Raw genomic sequence first — 22,335 nt, 5'->3', positions numbered from 1 at the left:
GGATACTAATAATGGAAACTACAGAAACAACGCAAACAGGTTCAACACCTTTCCCAAATATTCCACCAGTTATTGAAAGTAATGACAGTGAGTATCGTGATACTGGTGTACCTAGTACAGTTGCGATCGCCGGACATCCCCTACACCCCTTGAGTGTGATCTTTCCCATAGCCTTTTTAGCCGCCGCCTTGGGTAGTGACATTGGTTACTGGTTAACTGGCGATTTCTTTTGGGCTAGGGCTTCGCTATGGTTAATCGGACTTGGATTAGCTGGAGGCATTCTTGCATCTGCGATCGGTCTGAGCGACTTTGTGAAAATTGAACGCGTCCGCAAGCGCACCGCCGGTTGGACGCATTTGATACTTAACGTTTCTATATTAGTTTTATCACTCGTTAACTTTCTTTTACGTTTAGGTGACGCTGAATCTCGAATACTACCTTGGGGACTGTTAATCTCGCTTGTTGTCGGTACGCTAACCAGTGCTTCTGGTTGGTTCGGCGCTGAACTATCCTATCGCCACAAAATTGGTGTAGTGGGTGGAGGTAGCAGAAGATATCCTTAAAGGAAGTGTAAGGCACTGTTTCGACTACGCTCAACAATCAGACGCGAGGCAAAAAGCAGGCGGTCAGCGAGCGTAGTCGTTGCCACAGCCTCTTGTAAAGAAGTTAGGCATAAGATAGGAAAAACGCAGCACTTAACAAGATAGTTGCCTGAACATAAAAACACAGTGACAGATTATTATTTACAGCTTCCGCTAAGAATATTTAGCAGTTATCGTTTGTATTTGATACAGTTTTGATACATCTTGTGGAATGGAGATAAGTCCGATTTAAAGTTTTTATAAATCAAAATTTGGTAAGATATTTCCCTTGCCCAGCAAGGCTTTTGAACTCAAATTACAATCAAAAATATAGTTTGTTTAATTAATAACTGTATACTTTATCTGTGTGGTGAAAAAAATTACATCCTGTTAGATACAAGCTATTTATATACACAATTTTATAAAAATTGCAATTATACAAAAGGGTGAAATTACAACATTGAATTTCATACTAAATTAAGTTTCAAAAAATGCGCGAACGGTAACTTTCAGACTTTAAAGTGTTTTAATAAAGTTATTACCGAAAGTTTAGAGAAGCAAAAACATGAAAGGTTTCAGGAAGTTATCTTCAATAGCAGTATTGCTATTTGCCTTTGTGTCTCCGCCCTCATTAGTTGAAGCGAAAGATATTTCTCTAAGTAATACTCTGAATGAACAGAGCGTTGCACCAGATGCTAACCTGGTTGGAAATAAAACCGGAGAGGTTTTGATTGCTCAACGGTGGTCAAGACGATACCAGAGAATCCGAGGACGGCAGAGAATCCGAGGACGGCAGCCCTATGGACGATACCAGAGAATTCGAGGACGGCAGCCCTACGGACGATACCAGAGAATCCAACGATGGCAGCCCTACGGAAGACGGCAGATAATCCAACGAAGGCAGGGCTTTGGACAACGCCAGATTATTGAACGACGGCAGCCCTACGGACGATATCAGATTATCCGCCGACGCTATTAGGGATAGGAGTGAAAATGACGTAGGCATAATACCCTTCTCCTAACGGAAAGGCTACGCGTAGCTTGCTTGCAGAAAGTGCTATGGGAAGCCTCCAGCTACATGAATTTTGCCTACTAAATATTTCGGATAACACATATTTAGTTCACCAGATGTCTAATGGTTAGTAGTTGTTCTATTAACCACTAAACATTAACTATGGTGGCTCACTTCAGCTTGGGATTAATCGCTGATATCACCTTAAAATTGGCGATTTTCCAAGGTTGTATCATCAAATTTTGTTGCTGAGATGAAAATTCAGTACTGGCGGAACGCTCTAATAAATCTACTGTATTTCCGAGATTTAACCCTAAATCACTTTGCAAAGATAACTCGGCTGTTTCTCCGTGAGATTCATAACATCGCAGAATTAACTGCTGTGAATCATCTTCAGATGGCTTCAAGGCCATTAAGATTAAATTTTCAGCTGATAAATCTAGGAAACTTACTCCTTCAATAGTGTCGGTAGCGGAGGGTTGAGCGAGTGGCCAATTGAATATCACTTGCAACGGTATATTCAATTCATAGCCACGCCGTACTGTATGGGCTGATTCCCAACTATCAGCATGAGGATACAAGGTATATTTGAACTCGTGAAAACCTCGGTCAGCTTTTGAGTCTGGCCAATTAGAACTGCGTAGCAGTGTTAGACGGAGTTGATTTGGTTTGCTGTCATAACCGTATTTACAATCATTGAGCAAACTGACACCATAACGATTTGGGATTGCGGTATCTTCTGTCTGTGTGTTTTCTGCTGTTAAATCAGCCCAACGCAAAGCAGGAACTTCCCATTTTGCTTGTTCTGCGGGAGTTTGCGGTTTAGTTGGGCGGCGAATCGCGCCACAGGGAATTTCATAAGTAGCAAAGTCAGCTTCAATATTTAGAGGAAAAGCAGCTTTCACTAATACATGATTTTCTTGCCAATTGACAGTTGTAGCAATGTTCAGCAGAGGTGAACCAGCTTGCAGAATATAGTCTTGGCAAAATTCTGATTCACCCAACTGACGCACCACGCGCACACGACTTTGCACTGGGCCTTGTTCTAACCACTGAATAAATTGAAGATTTGTTGAGGGTAAAGGATGTTGAGCATAATTGGGGTCTATATTCCAAGCATCCCAATATTGCCCACTATCTTTAAAAGCTTGCAGTTGATTCCCCGCCCCACTTAAAACTTCTCGCTGATAAGTTTTGTCAAAAACACTTGATAAATCTCCGGTGTCGGGGTCTATAACAACTCGCAAGAATTCATTTTCTAAAATCCAGTCTGGGAAAAGTGGGGGAGATGAAGGAAAAACGCGATTCATCTCGTCTGGACTGGAGAGTGAAGGAGAAAGCCAAAATATGCGGTAGCCTACGGATGGAATTTCGGTGGCAAGAAATAGTAGGGTTGATGGTTCAGATAATTGGGAGACAAGCTGGTTTCCAGAAGCATCGTAAATCTGCCATTCCTGGGTAGCTGTTGGTGGTGTGGGTAAGGCTACAGAGATTACCTCAGAACGTTGCCAATTAAGAGAATTGAAAACAAAAATAGGCAGACTATCGGGTTTTGGTGGTTCTGATAGGGTAATGTGAGATGCGATCGCTAATAGTGATTCCTGTAATATTTTCGTTCCCATTTGTTCCACTTGCTGCCATTGAGGCAAGGCATCTGTGTAAACTTGGGTAATTGAAGAACCAGGTAAAATATCGTGAAACTGTTGAAATAACACTTGTTTCCAAGCTGCTTCAATTTCTGCTTTCGGATATGTCACACCGCAGCTTAGAGTTGCCAAGGTAGCAAATAGTTCAGCTTGATATAATAAATTTTCACAACGACGATTCCAGCGTTTTTGATCCCCGTGGGTAGTGTAGCAACCGCGATGAAATTCTAAGTATAGTTCGTCATTCCAAGTAGGGAATGAGGGGGATGGGGAAGCAGGGGAAGCAGGGGAGGCAGGGGGAGCAGGGGAAGCAGGGGAGGCAGGGGGAGAATAATAACTCTTGACTCCTGAATTCTGACTCCTGAATTCTGCCTCCTGTCTCCTGCCTTCTTTACTGATTTGCTGTAAATACTTTTCAGCCGTCGTAAATTCTAAGTCTGGGAACAAAGGCGACTTTTGCCAGCGTTGGGCGGTTTCTAACATATCACGGGTGGGGCCGCCGCCGTGGTCGCCGACACCGGGAAGCCAGAGGGATTCTGGTAAACTAGTTTGAGTTTGCCACTCAAGAGCATAAGTTGCCATCTTAACTGGGTCTATAGCTTCACCGATGGGTGCAGACATCAAACTAAAGACTTCGCTACCGTCAGGCGATCGCCACCAAAAAGCCCCATAATCAAATTTAGTAGTATCATTCCACCGCAACTTCTGCGTCACAAAATACTCAATTCCAGCATTAGCGAAAAACTGCGGTAAAGTGGCACAGAAACCAAAAGAATCTGGAACCCATTCCACAGTTGAGAACTTGCCAAATTTCTCCTGGATGTACCGTTGACCATACAATAACTGACGGACTATTGATTCACCAGCAATTATGTTGAGTTCTGGTTCCACCCACATTCCGCCGACAACTTCCCAACGTCCGGCGGCTACCTGTGCTTGAATTGCCTTAAACAAATCCGGGCGATGTTCTTCAATCCAAGCATAAAGTGCGGGGCTTGAATGACAAAAAATTAACTCAGGAAAATCTGCTTGCAACTTCAAAACCGACTCAAAAGTATTTTGCGCCGCATTCCAAGTTTCACTTACAGGCCATAACCATGCTAAATCTAAGTGAGCATGACCCAACAGGAAAATTTTAGATTTTTGATCCCCCCAACCCCCCTTCAAAAGTGGGGCTAAGATATCGGATTGAATTAAATTTTGGCGTAGAGATAAAAACGACTTTACCAACCCTCCCTTCTCCTCCTCCGTGTTCTCTGCGCCTCTGCGGTTGGTAACTTCCCCCACCATTGCCGCCAAAACATCCAACTTCTCCGGCGCAAATTTTTCCAAATAAAGTTGCACCACAGCTAACTCATCAGCCACAAAACCCGGATCGGGATTATTATCAACATAAGACTCATAAACTAGGAGCGATCGCACTAAAGCACCATCACAATGTCCCGGACTCACTAACCGCAAAGCCACAGTGAATTCTTCCCCAGGCGTCACCCCCTGACACAGAAGCACTCTCGGCGAACAATCAAATAAATCCCCCTCCAGCACTAACTCGCCATTTACATAAATCTCAGCAGAATCCGCCCACCAAACCAGCGCCAGCCGCAAAGATAACCCAGCTAAGGGATAACCCTGTAAATCTTGGGGAACCACCAATCTTTGCACTAGCCATAGCACTTTTTTCCCGCCCGTCCAAGCAATATGTTCTTTAGCATTCAACTGGACAGGTTGCCAATCAGACAAATCAGCAGCTACAACATCAGTAATAACTAAGTCAGATTCCTGATACAGCCACGTAGACTGGATATTAACTTGACAAAAAGAGCGCAGTTGCTCAATTGTTTGTGAGATAAATTTGGTCTGGGATTGAGAGACAGTCGGGGTCATATATTCGCTAAGATGAGGTGTTGGTCGTTTTTATTGTTTGGCGCGAGTCTCACAACTTAACAAGACTTGAACTAAAAAATTACTACTATGTCTTCTGGTTCCTCTGGTCGTTATCAAAGCAGACTATTTAACTTTGTCCACCAGCAATCTCGGCGGGTGACACAACAGTGGGAACATACCTTTCGGCATTTGCAAGTCGCCACTAAGTGGGGTGTCGAGGTACTACTTTACCCAGTGTATCTACTGTTTCAGTCATCTGAATCATCTGGGAAAACGCTACATACTAGAGAACCACAAACTAGATTAAAGTTACAACCAAATGATACCGATTTCCAGCCTGAAACTCTACCCAATGCTGATAGTCCCATTCAAAATGTACTAGAGGCAGTCAATTACCTGTCACCAGATGAACCCGCCTCCACTCCTACGAAAGCATCTGAACATTTCAATCCCTTGGCTTTATTGGGAGTTTTTCGGCTGAAATTCATTGAAAAGAACTCTAATCTTACTCAATCATCAAATATTACGGCTAATCAAGCTCTCAGTCTCAACCCTTCACAATTAGACAATGCCCTTCAACAGCGTCTTCCAATAGTGCAAGGAATTGCCACAAATTTGATGAATCGAAATTTAGTACTTGTTACTGCCGACAATGAAATTCTAGATATCTTAACACGGGAACAACAGGCAAAATTAGAAGACCGAATTATTAACGAAGTTGCTAATTACTGGCAGTGTTGGCGTTTGATTATAGCTAAAAAAGAAACGCAGTTATTACCACAAATTGACCGATTATTAGCAAAACTCACTGACGTAAATCCAGCGAAAATTCCAGTTTTAGCCGAGAGTGTACCAAAAGATTTACTTAATACAGATAAATTATTAGCATTTCTAGATATAGCCGTTGCTAAGTTGGAATCGAATGCTTTAGTCCCAGCGCAAAAACGTAGCCAGGAAGTTATCCAAGTTGCTCAAACCCAGTTAAACATATTTCTTTATGGCAAAGATCAATTAGCTGCCAAAGGAGAGATTGCCCCCAACGCTGATGGTTTAGAAACTCATTCGCAGAATTTTCAGGCTTTGATTGAGGCGGCGCTTAATTACTTTTTTGGTGTTGGTAATAGAAAAACACTTGAGACAACGATTAGTAATGAGATGCCAGGTAAACTCTTTTCGTCACGCCTTAGAAAAGCCTTATCCAAAAGCCCTCTAGGAGAGAACCAGGATTTCACAAACGATCCTTGGCTAACGTGGAATGATTTATTTGGTGACACCGAAACTATTGCTGACAAGCCAGTTACACTTTCTGAAGAAAAAAATCCTGCTTTAGCCCCAAGTTTATCAATAAGGCATTTTCCACAAAAGAATTTGAGTGTAAAACAACCTAAATTCGGATCTGGTTTGGTACAAAGAAAACAACCAAGTAGTAATCTCGCCTCAAGTCAAAAAACATCTGGAAAAGTCGCCTCTGTTAAACAAACTCAAACCCGTATTTCCCAAACTAAAAGCGAGAGTCGTAAAGGAGAAATTTTACAACAGCAATTTCATCAAAGTAGTCATGTTGAGGCACAGCCAGACTGGATAGAAACCACAGCAACTTCAACTGGTTATGAAAAGCACCCCTTAGAGCAACTTTTAGAATGGCTTGATTATATTATGGTCTGGCTAGAAGAAAGATTTGTAAAGGTTTTTCAGTCGTTGCGGCAGCTTTGGCAAGGGAAATAAGTTAAGAGATATTTTTTCAAAATTTACTATAATATTCACAATTTTCCAATTCAGATTTTTGGCATAAACGTAGGATGCATTAGTAAAACGTAACACACCCTACATCTACTCTTAAATTTTGAATTTTGAATTTTGAATTTTGAATTCTTATTGGTGGTTGTCTAAGTGAAAATTATTGTTTACTGTAAATACTTCAATTTCAAAAATCCATTAGATAAACCGAAAATTGAGACGTTTGTGGTAAATCTGCCTCAAATCCCGAAGATAGGTGAAACAATTGTAGTCGAAAGAATTTCACCGCAAAAGCAGTTTGTAATTATCTTTGAATACATTGTGACAGCAGTACAATTTAATGCATCTAGGGAATCGGCTGATTCAGCAGATGCCCAGGTAAGTGCATTTCTGAACCACTGTTGGGAGGGAACATCAAATTTCAAAGTTACAAACTTTTTAGAAAAATAATCTCCGATCGCAATATAGCGATTCCCTGTTAAGTGAGGTACAGATAATATTTTGAAACGCAGAGGGACGCAAAGTAAAGCGCAGAGGTACACAGAGATTTGTACCTCAACAGACTAGGAAATGCTATATATGATTGAGTAAATGCGGTACTCAAGGATGGCAAAGTTTCTGATTGGACTCTATTTTCTTGCTGATGGCTAGATTTTGAGTTGCTATTTGATAACACCCTCTTTGAATTCATAAAATAATCGTAATTCTTGAGGTTATATCATTAACCAACCCACGGTTAGAAGTTGTGGAATTATTTTCAGGATACTTTAAATAGATGAGGGTAACTCAATTAACTGTAATTACTATAAATGTTGACTTTTTAGTAACTTGTTGGAAAATACGTAAAAAATTAACCCTATGATTGACCATAGCGATCGCCTAGCTTGTCGTAAAGAAGGCAGATTTCCAGGTGTTGGAGGACTTGAACTGTATTACCAAAGCTGGCATCCAGAGGGTAAAGTCCGAGCAATATTAGCCATTGTGCATGGACTTGGAGGGCACAGCGATCGCTACAGTAATGTAATTGAGCATTTGATACCCAAGCAATACGCTATCTACGCCTTAGATTTGCGCGGTCATGGACGCTCACCGGGTCAGCAAGGCTATATCAACGCTTGGAGTGAGTTTCGTGAAGACTTGGGAGCTTTTTTACAGTTAATTCAGACTCAAAATCCTGGATGTCCAGTTTTTCTCTTGGGTCACAGTTTAGGTGGGGTGATTGTCTTAGATTATATTCTGCGCTATCCCCAACAAGCATCATTATTGCAGGGTGCGATCGCTCTTGCGCCAACCTTGGGGAAAGTTGGGGTTTCACCGATTCGGGTACTTTTAGGAAAAATGCTCTCACGGGTGTGGCCGCGTTTTACACTGAATACAGGCATTGACATCAGTACTGCTTCACGAGATCCGCAGATTTTAGCTGCGATCGCTCAGGATACACTGCGACATACCCTTGCTACTGCCCGTTTAGCTACAGAATTCTTTGCAACAGTTGATTGGATTAATGCTCACGCAGGTGATTGGCAATTACCATTGTTGATTCTCCACGGTGGCGCAGACCAAGTGGCTTTGCCAACAGGAAGCGACATCTTTTGCCAACGGGTAAACTGCAAAGATAAGCTGAGAATTGAGTATCCGGGAGCCTATCATGAGATTCAGAGTGACCTCAATTATCGCGAGGTACTAGCTGATTTAGAAGATTGGTTGGAGCAACACCTACCATCTGAGGTAGTGCAGTTAGGACGGGAAAACGCTGAGTTAGAGTTTCCTAGTTCTTAGCTTTTAGTACAGAGGCTTAATTACTCTATCGTCAAGCAATGCATAGACGTAGCGCGTCGTAGCCACAAAGCTTAAGGATATGAATAATGGGCATTGCATAAATGCGGGATGAATCACTCAAATACAGGTATTTTGCTATACTTCAATAATTGCGATCGCTCTTAAACTCTACAGTCAGAGTTTCGCCATCACCTATGAGTTTTATAAGTATTTCTGGAGTTATCATGGCTATAGTATCCTAGCGATCGCACATTGAAAAATAACAACTACAGTGTTGTTGGATCAACCGCTACAATTCCTTCAGACGCATAGCGCATAAAATCTTTACTATTGAATGTCAAAATATGCGTCACACTATTTGCCTTCATATTAGCAACGAGACGAGCATCATGCACTTGGACACCTGACACACTGAATGCGACGACAAGCTTACGCCACTCAGGGTAAGTAGTAGGCATATCAGGCAACAATGGAAAGAGGCGCTCAATCAGTCGTAGCAGCCGATCTGTATCTGTTGGTGTTAAGCCAAATCCGTTTTTTGTGGCTGGTCTTGTAGCAACATTCCAAAACTCAACACAGTTTTGCACGGTGATTTGCAGTGTATGTCCATCGCGTCGCAGTTTTCGGATCGCAGTTCGTATTATTGGGTGTAGTGGGTGAGTGCGATCTACAAAACGCAGTAGGATGTTAGTGTCTATGAGGTATACCACTGCTAAGGATGATCCTCATAAATACTCTCACGACTCACAGCATAATCTGACAGCACTGCTAAATTTGACCCAACACATAGCGCAAATTCTTCAGCTAACTTATCTGCAACGACTTCAAACTCCTCATTGTTCAGTTGAGCCTGTGTCTGAAGCTTTGCCATCAACTGAGCGCATTTTCCTTCTTGGCTTTTGCACTGTTGGTCTTGAAAGATTAGCTCTTGAAGATATTCACTGGCTGAACTATAACCGCCTTTAGCTACTTGTTCTTCGACAAAGACTTTCATCGACTCAGGTAAGGAAATCTGAATGTTAGTCATACCTTCTCTGTTTTGATATTATCCTTGGTTGCTGGCACAAAAAACTTCATAGGCTTTGGTTACGAATAACATGAGTTTCACTAGCACCAGCGTAACGCAATTACCAAGGTAATCTGCTCCCATCCCATGAGAAAAACTGTCCACTATCACCTTCTTGAAGCTGTTCGATCACAGCCAATAATTGGGTAACAGTACGTTCTACTGAAAATAATTTTTCCGCAGGTACATTTCTTTGGAAAGGACGAGAAAGCCGGGTATCAGTTGTACCAGGATGTAATGTTACTATTAATGCTTTCGGACAACTTCTCTTATACTCAATTGCCGCAGTTCGCATCAACATATTGAGTGCTGCTTTAGAAGCCCGATAGCCGTACCATCCACCAAGTTGATTATCGCCAATACTGCCCAATTTAGCAGAAATAGTGGCGAACACGCTGCGTTCTCCATGACGAAACAGAGGCAATAAATGTTTAGCCAGTAAGACAGCACCAATACTATTTATCTGAAAGTAGCGCAGCAAATTTTCTGAATTGATCTGTTTTAAGCTTTTTTCAGGTTGCAAAGTATCTTCATGTAACAGTCCTACACAGTTGACTACCAAATGCAATTTATCAACTTGATTATGTATTTTTTGAACAGCTTCAATAATCTGTAACTCGTCAGTAATATCCATCTCCAAACAAATTAATCGCTCAGGATATTCGTTTGCAAGAGCTATTAACTCTGAGGACAATTTCGGTTGACGAGAAGTTGCATAAATTTTAGCTATTGTGCGATCGTGTAGCAATTTTTTCAGAAAACCCAAACCAATACCTTGGCTGGCTCCCACAATCAAAGCATTGACAGGATTAATTTCATCGATAAAAGACATTAGAGCAAAGCGCCACCACAACTAGAACCACACCCAGCAGTACAACCATAGCAATAAGCAGCAGTTTGTACCTCATTAATCAGGTCTAAATTACCAGCTTCTAACAATTTGCCAACTGTCAAAGTTTCACCATTACGAGTTTTTGCAGGCAAATTCATCATTTGGTTAAAATCACAATCATATACATTGCCCAGATAGTCAATTGAAAGTTCATCGCGACACATTAAATGTTCAACTGTGCTGGGATTAAAATGCGACTCTAAAAACTGCAAATAGCTAGCGTAAAGTTTTCTCCGTTCTAAATGCATTTTGGTTCTACCAACTGGTAGATTAGTAAAGGTAAAGAGGTTGTTAAACACAATATTAAAATGTTCTTGTAAGAACATTTTGTAATCTCGTTCTAGGTTGCTTTGTTCGGGAGCTAAAGAAAATTTTTCCTCGGTGGGTAACTGAGGATTAAAAACCAAATCCAAAATTAAATTTTGGTCTTTACCATAGCCCATTTGGTTAAGCCACTGCAAAGCTTTGACTGAACTATCAAAAACACCAGTACCGCGCATTTTATCAACATTATCTGCTAGGTAACAGGGTAGAGAAGCCACAATTCTTACTTGGTGTTTAGCAAAGTATTCTGGTAAATCACCAAATCCATCTTCAAAATAAATCGCCAAATTAGACCGGACAATCACTTGTTTGCCAGTTGTTTTTGCTGCTTCTACCAGTGGCTTAAATCCATAATTCATTTCAGGTGCGCCACCAGTCAAATCCACAATTTTAATCTCAGGAAATTTATGGATTAGTGAAGTCAATTGTTCGCAAATTTCAGGAGAAAGTTCTTCTGTACGTTTTGGCCCGGCTTCGACATGACAGTGTGTACAGGCAAGATTACAACGCTTACCTAGATTAATTTGTAAAACAGTGATTCCTTTTTTTGTCAAAGGTGAACTGAGTTTATTTTGAAAGGCTGTGACTGCTGTATTTCGGATAATTTTTGGTTGAGTTTGCATTAGTTACTACTCCTAAAAAGTTGCACAACAATATTCAATTTTTCTAACCTTGCAGTAATCTGTAGGTTATTGCACTAATAATTGCAGCAGTTGGTAAAGTTAAAATCCACGATAGTAAAATCTGATAAAAAACACGAGTATTATATTTAGATTTTTTGTTAATTAATCCAACACCAAAAATAGAACTAACTGAAACGTAAGTAGTAGAAACTGGAAGCCCAAACCGAGTAGCTGCAATGACTAGAACTCCAGTTACTATATTTGCTGATAAGCCTTGAGTATGATTCATTGAAGTAATCTTTTCACTCATGGTTATTGCAACTTTTTGGGAGTTGAGTAAACCGCCAAGTGCCATTGCGATCGCTATCAAGATCGCTCCTCCCTGAATCGAGAAGTACTCAATAATTAGAAGGAGTGAAACAATCTTAGGAGTATCATTGAATCCTCTAGCAAAACTGACAATTCCAGCGCTGAAAAAATGACAAGCATCAATTATTTTTTGGTTGACTGGTAGATGCCATTTTGAATTAATATAGCCAGATAAGCTGTAAATTCCTGCGGACAAGGGAATAGCCATGATTGGACTGAGTAATAAAGGCAAAATAAAGGAAGTTCCTAAAGCTGCAAAATTAACTTGTAGTCCGATCGCAACTAATCCAGCGCCAACCAGCGCACCTGTTAAACTGTGAGTTGTGGAAATGGGAAACCCCATGAGGCTAGCAATGATTACAGTCAATCCAGTAGCGATCGCCACTGCAAGATGAAACTCTGGAGAATTAGCGATCGCATCAGGTAATAGTCCTTTTCCAGAGAAGTTTTTAATTAATGCTCCTGCTAAAAAAATCCCAGTTATTGCACCAGCAAAAGTTGTGAAAGTTGCCCACAAAATTGCTGTTTGATAGCTGCTAGTTCGGCTACCAAACAGTGTTGCTACACCTTGAAAATTATCATTTGCTCCATTTGAATATGCTAAAAAAAGCGTAGCTAAAAAAATACTAATTAACAACATTTTGGAGTCTATAAAGAAGAAGTCAGAATTCAGAAATTAGAATTCAGAATGTAATTAGTGAAAGATTCAAATTGTGCATTTATTGCCCAGTCGCACAGAACCATTCTGAATTATGACACCTGAATTCTTTCTGAATAAATTAACAGCAGCCACCACCGCTATAGTGCCAAGTTGAATTGGTAACAATTATTTCTGCTGGCTTACTATCAGCAAGTTTAGCAGCCGTTTTATCACACACCGCAGCCGGAATACCTAGCTGAAGTATATGACCTGCCAAATCGTCAAAGAAAGGTTCAGAACCAGCATAAATTGCTGTTTTTCCAGTGAAAATGCAAGCACCATCTTCTGGAATTACAACTTTAAATGAAACAGAATCCAGACTTTCTAAAAGTAGGTTTTCTTCTAAATTATAAGTCTGGGAATCTAGTAGGCGATAAGGACGACGGGCACGAATTTCAACTTGACCAAAACCAGCATTTATAATCTTTTCAGTATACTCTTGATATGTGAGTGCGCCTGATAAACACATGGCTCTCAGCCGCTCATCATCTTGAAGATGTGCTGGAATGGGACGAGTCGCAATTGGATCGCTCATCTGCAAGCGTCCACCTGGTTTTAATACCCGATATGCTTCTTTTAAAGCACGAGTTAAATCTTCTGGTTCAAAGATGTTGAAAAGACAATTTTGGGCTACGATATCGACGCTACCATCAGCAACAGGTAAGTTAAAAGCATCACCTTCGCGGATTTCCACAAAGCTGGTGTTAAACCAGGGGTTTTCTTGAGCAGCAATTTCCAAATTACGTGCAGCTGCTTCCCGCATGGCCCCAACCGGTTCAACGGCAATTACAGCACTTGCATAACGGGAAAAATAAGCGAATTGCAACGCTTCTAAGCCGCCACCAACGCCGACGTACAGCACAGTAGGTTGGTTTCCTAGTTCGGTGGGGTGAACAGTGGTGCCACAACCATAATTCATTTCCTGCATTGACAAAGGAATTTTCAATCCTGGTAGTTGCAGGGGCGTACTTTGTACACAACAAAGTCCAACTTGCGGGGTTTGGGCAACTTCGCGGTAGAACTGCGCTGCTGTTTCTAGATAGGTCATGCCACTTTGAGTTTTGGATTTTGGATGATAGCTTTGTGCATCCTAATATAATTAACTCTAAGTTGGATGAGTTTTTGTAGAGATTGCCAAAAACGCCAAAGGTTGCTATACTGGTCAGTTTTGCTTTTGGGCGATAGGCACTGAGGGAATAAGGAAGAATTATTGAAAAGTCTTTCGCTTGTCTCCCCCAATCCCCAATTCAATCATGCAATGTGTAGCCAACACCAATCGCAGTTGGAATGAGACATTTTTCATTATTGGCTTCAAGTTTCAGGCGCAGGTAGTTAATGTAAGGTTCAATAATGTTGGCATCGCCCATGAAGTCATAACCCCAGACTTCCTTTAAAATGCGATCGCAGCTAATTATCTGTCGCGGATGGGCCAGCAAATATTCTAATAAATCAAATTCCTTAGCAGTTAACTCAATTAACGCCGATCTCGGTATACTTCCCGCGTGCGACGATTTAAACTTAGGTCTTCAAATTATAAAACATCTGCGTACTCTACTTGCTTCTTCGTAGGCGAGCGCTGACTCTGGCTAATAATTCATCAACGCTGAAGGGTTTAACGAGGTAATCATCAGCACCAGCGTCTAAACCTGCAATGCGATCGCTTACTTCATCTTTGACGGTTAATAAAATTATTGGCACTTTCTGGGCGATATTCCGCAGGCGGCTGCAAATTTCCCACCCCGACAAACCAGGCAACATCCAGTCTAAGATTACTAAATCCAGATGCAACTCTCTGGCTGCGGTGAGTGCAGTTAATCCATCGTAGGCAATACTGACTTGATAGCCTTCATAATTCAATTCCAATTCGATAAATCGTGCCAGTTTGACTTCATCTTCAATCAGTAAGATGTGCGTCATGATGATCTTAATAATTTCAGCAGGATACGGGAAGCAACAATAGTGCCAGCTACTTAATAGCCAAACATCTAATTAGGTGTACGTTAGCTTAGTATAAACCTAAGTAAGTAACAACCGTAAATCTGCAATTACCGATCGCTGCTCGATCGAAGAACAATCCAACTGGCGATCAGCAATAAGCTGTGATATCTTCACCACATTCATCGGCGAGATAACAGAGCGCTCTAAAACGCAAACCAACCACTTCTTCGTATAGAGGATTTAATTTACACATAGGTGGAATATGAAATAGCTTCCGGCCAAGCAGCATGATGTCTCGCTCAAAGGGACATTGAGCAGGAATAGCTTTGCATAGCAAATGAGCCAATTTGGAGTTATGAATTTCTATCGTTTCCAACCACTCGCGGACTGGGTGCAGTAGGTCGTTGTGTGAGCGAACTTGAATAAAGCTTGTCATAATTTTTCACCTTGATAATTTCAAACTAGATTGAGCTTTTTGTATTTGAACCTCTATAAATAGATACAGATCGGTTTTATAGTTTTATGCACTTATTACTTTTTCTTTGATTCTCTACAGAGGTAGAAATTGTAGTGTTAACTACACATTCAAGTACTACAGTTCCCGATAATTTGTCCTGACTTTTCACTTCATATTAAAAAACCCATCCAAAACTGAACCCCCTAACCTTTCTCTCGTAGAGAAGCTCGATTTTCAGGGCAAAAAGGTGACAGGATAACGCTTTTGGGCAAATTGGCACTATTTGACAAACATTTCGGCTCAATCCCTGAGGATGCAGAATTTTTCAGGTTACTGATAGTACTTTATGTTTTTATTTAGTCTACGCATTTGTCAATCAATTTAATATCAAGCTAATATAAGTAAAGATTGTTAAGTGCAATCACTGATGTTGTATAGCACATTGACATAATTTATGCAAGCGAAAATATCGTGAAGATGGCTATGGAAATATACTGAATTATTTAACAAAATTTATTATTTGCTTTCTCATGTCTCAGAAAATATACGCTCACAATCATTAACTAATATAGATATCCTTTATTAGAGCTAATTCGCTCTCAAAGTTAAGAAACTTGGTATCAGTTACTAAAACTATGACGAGTAGTTGGGCTGCTAGTCACCCTTCTCTTTTAAAGACGGGAACGCGTGACGATTGTAACAGCGCTAACGCAGCGATCGCGGTTCGTCTCATTAACGCAGCCTCTGTCTTCGACACGCTGTTCGCGAACGTAGAGAAAACAAGATAGCCAGTAAAGACTGATTGTTACCGTTCTACAGCACTGGCTCACCGTTTTTACCAATTTAGCCAGCAGCTATTTTTTCAACTAGGAAGGTAAAAAATGGAATGGGCTATTTACAAAAAGAATACAGGCAGTTTTGTAATAGCAGTCGCAATTATGACTGCTGTTGGGGTTATCTCATATCTTAGTTTGCTTCAGTATAAAGAAAACGCTCAAAGGGTAACACATACACGCGAAGTGCTTGAAAAAACAAAAGAAGTCATGTCACAGATCAAAGATGCAGAGACTGGACAACGGGGCTATCTTCTCACAGGCAAAGAACGGTATCTGGAACCGTATCGCACTGCAACTGGACAGATTGCTGAGAAACTTCAGGCTCTACGCCAATTGACTGCGGATAACCCGAATCAACAGCAACGGCTCGATCGCCTTGAACCTCTGATAACTAAAAAACTGGTTTTGATTGAACAGACGATTAACGCTAGGAGCAAAAATTTAGAGTCCGCGTTGCAAATAGTTCAGACAGATCGGGGTCAGCAGATTATGGAGGACATCCGAATGCTGACTACAGCTATGGAGAATGAAGAAAATGAGTTGTTGAAAAAGCGATTGATGAAGGCGAACGCCAGCGCTCATCAAACAACTTTGCTGACTATTTTTGGTAGCATTATCGCTTCTCTTATCGTCGGTTTCGCAGCCACAATTACCAATCAGGAACTTGTCAAACGCAAGCGGATGGAAAATTCTCTGCAAAAGGCTCGCGATCGGTTAGAAATAGAGGTTAACAAACAGACTGCCGAACTGAGAAACACTAACGAAGAATTGCAAACTGAAATTAATGAGCGCAAAAAGGCGGAGTCAGAGATTCTGCGTCTGAACGTCCAGCTTGAGGGGCGAGTTGCAGAACGCACAGCACAACTCGAAGCCACTAACAAAGAGATGGAAGCATTTAGTTATTCTGTGTCTCACGACCTGCGCGCTCCCTTGCGGAGCATCGATGGCTTTAGTCAAGCACTCCTAGAAGATTATGCTGACAAGCTGGACGCACTAGGTCAAAACTACCTCCAGCGAGTGCGTGCAGCCACCCAGCGAATGGCACAACTGATCGACGATTTACTAAATCTGTCACGATTAACGCGTAGTGAGATGCGTTACGAAAAGGTCGATCTGAGCGGATTGGTGGAGGCGATCGCTACAGAGTTGCACAAAACCCAACCAGAACGCCAAGTAGAGTTTATCATTACGCCGGGATTGGTTGCTAATGGTGATGCTCATCTGTTACGGATCGTGTTAGAAAACCTACTGGGTAATGCCTGGAAGTTTACAGGTAAACATCAAAAAGCACGGATAGAATTTGGGTTTTTGCAGCAAGATGACAGCCACGTGTATTTTGTCCGTGATGATGGCACAGGCTTCGATATGGCCTATATTGACAAACTCTTCGGTGCTTTTCAGCGCTTACACGCCATGACTGAGTTTGAAGGCACTGGCATCGGACTAGCTACTGTACAGCGCATTGTTCACCGTCATGGTGGCCGTGTTTGGGCTGAAAGCGCAGTCGAGCAAGGCGCAACATTTTACTTCACCCTTTAACTAGAGGAATACAACATGATTTTACTTGTAGAAGACAATCCTGATGATGAAGCGCTCACTCTACGCGCACTGAAGAAAAACAATATTCTGAACGAGGTAGTAGTAGCGCGCGATGGGGTAGAAGCCCTAGATTATCTCTTTGGTAAAGGTGTATACGCCGATCGCGACATGAACGTTATGCCGAATCTCATCCTTCTAGATTTGAAGTTGCCTAAAATGGATGGTCTAGAAGTTTTGCGACACCTACGAACCGATGACAGGACAAAAATCCTTCCCGTCGTTATTCTCACCTCCTCCAAAGAGGAGCAAGACTTAATTAATGGTTATAGCTTGGGAGCCAACAGCTATGTTCGCAAACCAGTAGACTTTTCCCAATTCAGTGAAGCAGTGCGACAACTAGGATTGTACTGGTTTGTCTTAAATGAATCACCACCAAGAATATAGCTTCTCCCAATCCTCCAAAATCAGGTTATAGACGTAAGGCTGACTTTCTCAATTACGAATTACGAATTACATGGGTATACCACTGCGTGTATTACTTGTCGAGGATTCAGAAGATGACGCTTTGTTGCTACTGCGCGAACTGCAACGTGGTGGCTATGAAGTAACCTTTGAACGGATTGATACACCTACAGCCATGAAAGCTGCGATCGCAGAGCAAATATGGGATATCGTGATCTGCGATTATTCTATGCCCACCTTTAGCGCTCCGGCGGCATTGAAGCAGGTTAAGGAAAGTGGACTTGACTTGCCATTCATTATTGTCTCAGGCACGATTGGTGAAGATACGGCAGTCGCCGCCATGAAAGCTGGTGCCCATGACTACATTATCAAAGGCAATTTAGCGCGACTAACCCCTGCTGTTGCCCGCGAGTTGCGCGAAGCACTAGTGAGACGAGAGCGTAAACAAGCATCGGAGCAGATTAAAGCATCGCTTCAAGAAAAAGAGGTGCTATTGAAAGAAATTCATCATCGAGTAAAAAATAACTTGCAGATTATTTCTAGTCTGCTCAACCTGCAAGCAGAGTATCTCAAGGACAATCAAGCTCTTGAGGTATTCAAAGATAGCCAGAACCGGATTGAATCAATGGCTCTGATCCACGAGAAACTATATCAATCTCAAGATTTGGCAAGGATTAATTTTGCCGACTATATCCAAGATTTAGTAACTAATTTATTTTATTCATACAACGTTAATTCCAGCGATATTACTTTGAAAATGAATGTTGAGGAGGTTTTTCTAGCCATTGATGCAGCTATTCCTTGCGGCTTGATTATCAACGAACTTATTTCAAATTCCCTAAAATATGCTTTTCCCCAAACAGAGGGGGGAGAAATTTCTATTGACTTTCGCTTTGATGGAGTAAACTTATATATACTTGCCATCAGTGATAATGGTGTCGGTTTTGCCCAAGATTTTGACTTTCACAATACAGAATCATTAGGTCTGCGATTAGTAAAAGGTCTAACACATCAGCTAAAAGGCAATATCGATTTTAGCAGCAATAACGGAGTAAAGTATAAAATTATATTTCCGACTAAAAATTTATAAATTTAAAATTTAAATAAAAACATGAACCCAGTAAATATATTAGTTGTTGAAGATGAATTCATCGTGGCAATGGATATACAAAATCGGCTCAGGAAATTTGGATACACTGTTATAGGGCTTGCCGATTCTGGAGAAGAAGCAATTAAGAAAGCAGCAGATGATTCTTTAGATTTAGTTTTAATGGATATTCACCTAAAAGGAAACATGGACGGTGTGGAAGCCGCTCAAATAATTCATAATATTTTTGAGATTCCAGTCATATATCTGACTGCTAATGCAGATGAATCAACATTGAATCGAGCCAAGGTAACAGAGCCGTTTGGCTACATTCTCAAGCCTTTTAAAGAAAAAGAATTAAAGTTCACGATTGAAATTACTCTTTCTAAACATCGGACGGAAAAAAAATTAAAACAGAATGAACAATGGCTGACTACTGTACTTAAAAGTATTGGAGATGCTGTGATTACTAGCGACGAATCTGGAACTGTGACTTTTATGAATCCAATTGCGGAGGTATTGACGGGTTGGAATTATTCAGATGCGTTTGGTAAAGAAGCAGCAGAAGTATTCAATATTGCTCCTAAAAAAACTCGTATAATAATTGAAAGTCCTGTAACGCAAGTCCTTCAGTCTGGCGTTACTATCGATCTACCAGAACAGAGGATACTTATCGCTAAAAACGGTACAGAAATACCAATTGATGATAGTGTTGCAGCGATTAAAGATGATAACGGTAATATCACGGGTGCAGTTTTAGTCTTTCAGGATATCACCGAACGCAACCAAATTCTGGAAGCATTAGCACGTCGCCAGCAAGAATTCAAAGCACTAGTTGAAAATGCGCCTGATATTATTTCCAGATTTAACCCTCAATTGCGCTATGTTTACGTTAATCCAGTTATTGAAAAAGTTACAGGAATATCAGCCGAGACATTTATCGGCAAAACAAATGCAGAGTTAAATCTACCAGAAGAATTTTGCTGGATATGCGATCGCAAGCTTAGGCAAGTTTTCCAAACGAAAAAAGAAACGGAGTTTGAATGCAGTTTAGCGATCGGCCAGCAAACAAGACATTACCATACCCGCCTTGTCCCTGAATTAGCTAATGACGGTTCAGTATCTTTTGTTTTAAGTATCGCTCGTAACATTACTGCTCTCAAACTTGCAGAGGCGCAATTAATTCATGATGCCTTTCACGATATACTAACTGGTCTGCCAAACCGCGCCTTATTTATGGAACGGCTAGAACGAGCGCTCATGCTGACAAAACGACGCGCGAACTATACATTCGCTGTTCTCTTTCTAGACTTAGATCGCTTCAAAGTTATCAACGACAGTCTCGGCCATACAATTGGCGATCAACTACTAACTGCCCTTGCTCGCAGATTGGAAAATTGCCTGCGTACTGGAGACACAGTTGCCCGTCTAGGGGGAGACGAGTTTACAATTTTGCTCGACGATCTCCAAAATGCTAATGACGTAATCAGCGTAGTCGAGCGGATACAAGAAGCTCTAACATCTGCGTTCCAACTTAGTGGGTACGAGGTATTTACCACCGTCAGCATTGGCATCGCCCTGAGCAAGGGTAGTTACAACCGACCGGAAGAACTCTTGCGCGATGCTGACATTGCAATGTATCGCGCTAAAGCATTGGGTAAGGCACGCCATGAGATATTTGACTCAACTATGTACACCCAAGTAACGCAGCTATTAGAGTTAGAGATGGATCTACGACGGGCAGTTGAACGCCAGGAGTTTCAGGTTTACTACCAACCAATTATTTTATTAGAAACTTACAAAATTATTGGCTTCGAGGCTCTGGTTCGCTGGCAGCACCCGCAACACGGATTAATATCTCCAGACAGCTTTATTCCTCTGGCAGAAGAAACTGGGTTGATTATCCCTATTGGTTATTGGATACTAGGCGAGGCTTGTCGGCAGATGCGTGCTTGGCAACTACAATTTCCTACTGACCCACCTTTAACAATCAGTGTAAATCTTTCCACTAAGCAGTTTTCACAACCTGGGCTGATTGAGAAAATTAACCAAATTATCCAAGAGACTGGTTTAGAAGTTGGCAGTTTAAAGCTGGAGATTACCGAAAGCGTACTTATGGAGAATATGCAATTAGCAACTTTTATGCTCTTGCAACTGCAACAGATGAATATCCAATTACACTTAGATGATTTTGGCATCGGCTATTCATCCTTGAGTTATCTGCATCGCTTTCCCAGTAATGCCTTGAAGATTGATCGTTCCTTTATTGCTAAGATTGGTGCTAATGGAGAAAACTTAGAGATTGTTCAAGCGATCGTCGCTCTAGCACAAAGTCTAAATATAGATGTCATAGCAGAGGGCGTAGAAACATTAGAGCAACTGGCACAACTTCAAGTGATGAAATGCAAATATGCACAGGGATATTTTTTCTCCCAACCCCTCAATCGCAAGTTGGCAGAAACATTAATTTTATCTGGCATTGAACCTAGATATTAGCTTGTCTTTAGCTTCGTGTAACTAAGCCAAAGCCAACAAAAGTCCGATATTACAACTAATTCAGAATCGCTATAGTTAATTTGTATTATTAACCAAATTCTTGGAGGCGCAGCTAAACTTACTCTCAAAAAGCATCAAGCTTTAAGAAAGCTGCGAAAACTAATGACTGATAACTTTTTCAATAACAAAAAACTACTTTTTGACCTATGGGCATCAAGTTACGATTGGTTCTTTCCTTCAGTGTTTTATCGAGCCATTCACCAACGGTTACTGGAGTACGTCGATTTACCAGAGCTAGCAAATGTACTTGATATCGGCTGTGGTACCGGACGCTTGCTTGAGCGCCTTGCTACTCAGTTTCCCAATCTCCGAGCTACCGGATTGGATTTATCTGCTAATATGTTGCGGGTAGCAAGACAGAACAACCGCCACCGTCCACGCTTAATTTATATTGAGGGCAAGGCTGAGTCTCTTCCCTTTGCTGATGGTCAATTTGATGCCATTTTCAGTACTATCAGCTTCTTGCACTATTTGGAACCAAAACAGGTGGTTAGTGAGATAGCACGGGTACTTTCTCCCGGTGGACGCTTTTATTTGGTTGACATGACTTCCAAAAAAGAGACAGAACCTCAATTATTACCAATCTCTCCCCGTGGAATTAGACTCTACAGCCCCAATCAACGTCAACTTCTTGGCTCCTCGGCTGGGTTATTGTGTTTGAATCACCATTATTTACTAGGGCCTGTCTTACTAACGATTTTTGCTAAACCTCCGATTTGAAAATGGAGGCAATAAAAAGTTGGAAACATCTTGTATCAAGCCTTGTTCTGCATATCTTAAATTACGAATTACGAACTTGTACTGAGCGACTTGCCCTGAGCGTAGTCGAAGGAGCCGAAGTATTACG

At 41.3% G+C, this 22,335-nt stretch carries 19 protein-coding genes and 1 pseudogene; 10 read left to right on the top strand and 10 right to left on the bottom strand.

The genetic code is table 11. From position 1 onward, the window contains the following. Positions 1 to 11: 11 nt before the first annotated feature. Positions 12 to 563, top strand: coding sequence for a DUF2231 domain-containing protein (locus RMY32_RS31165; RefSeq protein ID WP_322713525.1), 552 nt, complete (start codon positions 12 to 14; stop codon positions 561 to 563). Between the two features lie 583 nt (positions 564 to 1,146). After that, entirely contained in the window at positions 1,147 to 1,560 is a 414-nt protein-coding gene (locus RMY32_RS31160) for a hypothetical protein (protein ID WP_322713524.1), read from the top strand. A gap of 203 nt (positions 1,561 to 1,763) precedes the next feature. Here the strand turns inward: RMY32_RS31160 and RMY32_RS31155 are convergent, their stop codons facing one another. Continuing rightward, positions 1,764 to 5,123, bottom strand: coding sequence for an alpha-mannosidase (locus tag RMY32_RS31155; RefSeq protein ID WP_322713523.1), 3,360 nt, complete (start codon positions 5,121 to 5,123; stop codon positions 1,764 to 1,766). Positions 5,124 to 5,210: 87 nt separating this feature from the next. Between RMY32_RS31155 and RMY32_RS31150 the strand changes: the two genes are divergently transcribed. From RMY32_RS31150 to RMY32_RS31140, 3 genes are all read left to right on the top strand, one after another. Beyond that, complete coding sequence (locus RMY32_RS31150) at positions 5,211 to 6,848, top strand: hypothetical protein (protein WP_322713522.1); 1,638 nt, start codon at positions 5,211 to 5,213, stop codon at positions 6,846 to 6,848. Between the two features lie 165 nt (positions 6,849 to 7,013). Next, on the top strand, positions 7,014 to 7,310 hold the full coding sequence (locus tag RMY32_RS31145; RefSeq protein WP_322713521.1) for a hypothetical protein: 297 nt from the start codon (positions 7,014 to 7,016) through the stop codon (positions 7,308 to 7,310). A 408-nt stretch (positions 7,311 to 7,718) separates the two neighbouring features. Next, the gene (locus tag RMY32_RS31140) at positions 7,719 to 8,639 is read left to right on the top strand and encodes an alpha/beta hydrolase (protein WP_322713520.1); all 921 of its coding nucleotides are present in this window, start codon (positions 7,719 to 7,721) and stop codon (positions 8,637 to 8,639) included. A gap of 266 nt (positions 8,640 to 8,905) precedes the next feature. On the opposite strand, the gene RMY32_RS31135 is transcribed toward RMY32_RS31140, so the two are convergent. The 9 genes and pseudogenes from RMY32_RS31135 to RMY32_RS31095 all read right to left on the bottom strand — a co-directional run bounded on the left by RMY32_RS31135 (position 8,906) and on the right by RMY32_RS31095 (position 15,838). Then, complete coding sequence (locus tag RMY32_RS31135) at positions 8,906 to 9,349, bottom strand: type II toxin-antitoxin system VapC family toxin (RefSeq protein ID WP_322713519.1); 444 nt, start codon at positions 9,347 to 9,349, stop codon at positions 8,906 to 8,908. Positions 9,350 to 9,351: 2 nt separating this feature from the next. Then, a complete protein-coding gene (locus RMY32_RS31130; protein WP_322713518.1) occupies positions 9,352 to 9,666 on the bottom strand; it encodes a hypothetical protein in 315 nt (104 codons plus the stop codon). 100 nt (positions 9,667 to 9,766) lie between these two features. After that, the gene (locus RMY32_RS31125; RefSeq protein ID WP_322713517.1) at positions 9,767 to 10,537 is read right to left on the bottom strand and encodes an SDR family NAD(P)-dependent oxidoreductase; all 771 of its coding nucleotides are present in this window, start codon (positions 10,535 to 10,537) and stop codon (positions 9,767 to 9,769) included. Beyond that, positions 10,537 to 11,544 carry an arsenosugar biosynthesis radical SAM (seleno)protein ArsS gene (gene arsS, locus RMY32_RS31120; protein ID WP_322713516.1) on the bottom strand — a complete coding sequence of 336 codons (1,008 nt, stop codon included), beginning with the start codon at positions 11,542 to 11,544 and terminating at the stop codon, positions 10,537 to 10,539. Before arsS ends, RMY32_RS31125 begins: the two co-directional genes overlap by 1 nt. Before the next feature lie 43 nt (positions 11,545 to 11,587). Beyond that, positions 11,588 to 12,553 (bottom strand): inorganic phosphate transporter, encoded by a 966-nt coding sequence (locus RMY32_RS31115; protein ID WP_322713515.1) that lies wholly within the window; start codon positions 12,551 to 12,553, stop codon positions 11,588 to 11,590. Between the two features lie 139 nt (positions 12,554 to 12,692). Further along, complete coding sequence (gene arsM / locus RMY32_RS31110) at positions 12,693 to 13,661, bottom strand: arsenosugar biosynthesis arsenite methyltransferase ArsM (protein ID WP_322713514.1); 969 nt, start codon at positions 13,659 to 13,661, stop codon at positions 12,693 to 12,695. A 199-nt stretch (positions 13,662 to 13,860) separates the two neighbouring features. Continuing rightward, positions 13,861 to 14,530, bottom strand: a pseudogene (locus tag RMY32_RS31105) (response regulator transcription factor). 169 nt (positions 14,531 to 14,699) lie between these two features. Beyond that, positions 14,700 to 14,987, bottom strand: a complete 288-nt coding sequence (locus RMY32_RS31100; protein ID WP_322713513.1) for a Mo-dependent nitrogenase C-terminal domain-containing protein — start codon at positions 14,985 to 14,987, stop codon at positions 14,700 to 14,702. A 692-nt stretch (positions 14,988 to 15,679) separates the two neighbouring features. Beyond that, on the bottom strand, positions 15,680 to 15,838 hold the full coding sequence (locus RMY32_RS31095) for a hypothetical protein (RefSeq protein WP_322713512.1): 159 nt from the start codon (positions 15,836 to 15,838) through the stop codon (positions 15,680 to 15,682). Between the two features lie 51 nt (positions 15,839 to 15,889). Here RMY32_RS31095 and RMY32_RS31090 point away from each other — a divergent pair, with 51 nt between their 5' ends. From RMY32_RS31090 to RMY32_RS31070, 5 genes are all read left to right on the top strand, one after another. Next, positions 15,890 to 17,383, top strand: a complete 1,494-nt coding sequence (locus RMY32_RS31090) for a sensor histidine kinase (protein ID WP_322713511.1) — start codon at positions 15,890 to 15,892, stop codon at positions 17,381 to 17,383. Positions 17,384 to 17,398: 15 nt separating this feature from the next. Then, positions 17,399 to 17,827 (top strand): response regulator, encoded by a 429-nt coding sequence (locus RMY32_RS31085; protein ID WP_322695077.1) that lies wholly within the window; start codon positions 17,399 to 17,401, stop codon positions 17,825 to 17,827. Positions 17,828 to 17,897: 70 nt separating this feature from the next. Next, entirely contained in the window at positions 17,898 to 18,935 is a 1,038-nt protein-coding gene (locus RMY32_RS31080) for a sensor histidine kinase (RefSeq protein ID WP_322713510.1), read from the top strand. Positions 18,936 to 18,956: 21 nt separating this feature from the next. Beyond that, complete coding sequence (locus RMY32_RS31075) at positions 18,957 to 21,428, top strand: EAL domain-containing protein (protein ID WP_322713509.1); 2,472 nt, start codon at positions 18,957 to 18,959, stop codon at positions 21,426 to 21,428. Between the two features lie 162 nt (positions 21,429 to 21,590). Beyond that, positions 21,591 to 22,208, top strand: coding sequence for a class I SAM-dependent methyltransferase (locus RMY32_RS31070; protein WP_322713508.1), 618 nt, complete (start codon positions 21,591 to 21,593; stop codon positions 22,206 to 22,208). Positions 22,209 to 22,335: the final 127 nt, after the last annotated feature.

The organism is Nostoc sp. ChiSLP03a, from assembly GCF_034531215.2.
Lineage (GTDB): Bacteria > Cyanobacteriota > Cyanobacteriia > Cyanobacteriales > Nostocaceae > Nostoc.
Note: the sequence above shows the minus strand (reverse complement) of the source record. Positions and strands in the feature narration are given on the sequence as shown.

What these genes read in the sequence shown, in the direction of transcription:
- RMY32_RS31165 (WP_322713525.1), top strand. Translation starts at nt 12, where the DNA reads ATGGAAACTACAGAAACAACGCAAACAGGTTCAACACCTTTCCCAAAT.
- RMY32_RS31160 (WP_322713524.1), top strand. Translation starts at nt 1,147, where the DNA reads ATGAAAGGTTTCAGGAAGTTATCTTCAATAGCAGTATTGCTATTTGCC.
- RMY32_RS31155 (WP_322713523.1), bottom strand. Translation starts at nt 5,123, where the DNA reads ATGACCCCGACTGTCTCTCAATCCCAGACCAAATTTATCTCACAAACA.
- RMY32_RS31150 (WP_322713522.1), top strand. Translation starts at nt 5,211, where the DNA reads ATGTCTTCTGGTTCCTCTGGTCGTTATCAAAGCAGACTATTTAACTTT.
- RMY32_RS31140 (WP_322713520.1), top strand. Translation starts at nt 7,719, where the DNA reads ATGATTGACCATAGCGATCGCCTAGCTTGTCGTAAAGAAGGCAGATTT.
- RMY32_RS31130 (WP_322713518.1), bottom strand. Translation starts at nt 9,666, where the DNA reads ATGACTAACATTCAGATTTCCTTACCTGAGTCGATGAAAGTCTTTGTC.
- RMY32_RS31125 (WP_322713517.1), bottom strand. Translation starts at nt 10,537, where the DNA reads ATGTCTTTTATCGATGAAATTAATCCTGTCAATGCTTTGATTGTGGGA.
- arsS (WP_322713516.1), bottom strand. Translation starts at nt 11,544, where the DNA reads ATGCAAACTCAACCAAAAATTATCCGAAATACAGCAGTCACAGCCTTT.
- RMY32_RS31115 (WP_322713515.1), bottom strand. Translation starts at nt 12,553, where the DNA reads ATGTTGTTAATTAGTATTTTTTTAGCTACGCTTTTTTTAGCATATTCA.
- arsM (WP_322713514.1), bottom strand. Translation starts at nt 13,661, where the DNA reads ATGACCTATCTAGAAACAGCAGCGCAGTTCTACCGCGAAGTTGCCCAA.
- RMY32_RS31100 (WP_322713513.1), bottom strand. Translation starts at nt 14,987, where the DNA reads ATGACAAGCTTTATTCAAGTTCGCTCACACAACGACCTACTGCACCCA.
- RMY32_RS31090 (WP_322713511.1), top strand. Translation starts at nt 15,890, where the DNA reads ATGGAATGGGCTATTTACAAAAAGAATACAGGCAGTTTTGTAATAGCA.
- RMY32_RS31085 (WP_322695077.1), top strand. Translation starts at nt 17,399, where the DNA reads ATGATTTTACTTGTAGAAGACAATCCTGATGATGAAGCGCTCACTCTA.
- RMY32_RS31080 (WP_322713510.1), top strand. Translation starts at nt 17,898, where the DNA reads ATGGGTATACCACTGCGTGTATTACTTGTCGAGGATTCAGAAGATGAC.
- RMY32_RS31075 (WP_322713509.1), top strand. Translation starts at nt 18,957, where the DNA reads ATGAACCCAGTAAATATATTAGTTGTTGAAGATGAATTCATCGTGGCA.
- RMY32_RS31070 (WP_322713508.1), top strand. Translation starts at nt 21,591, where the DNA reads ATGACTGATAACTTTTTCAATAACAAAAAACTACTTTTTGACCTATGG.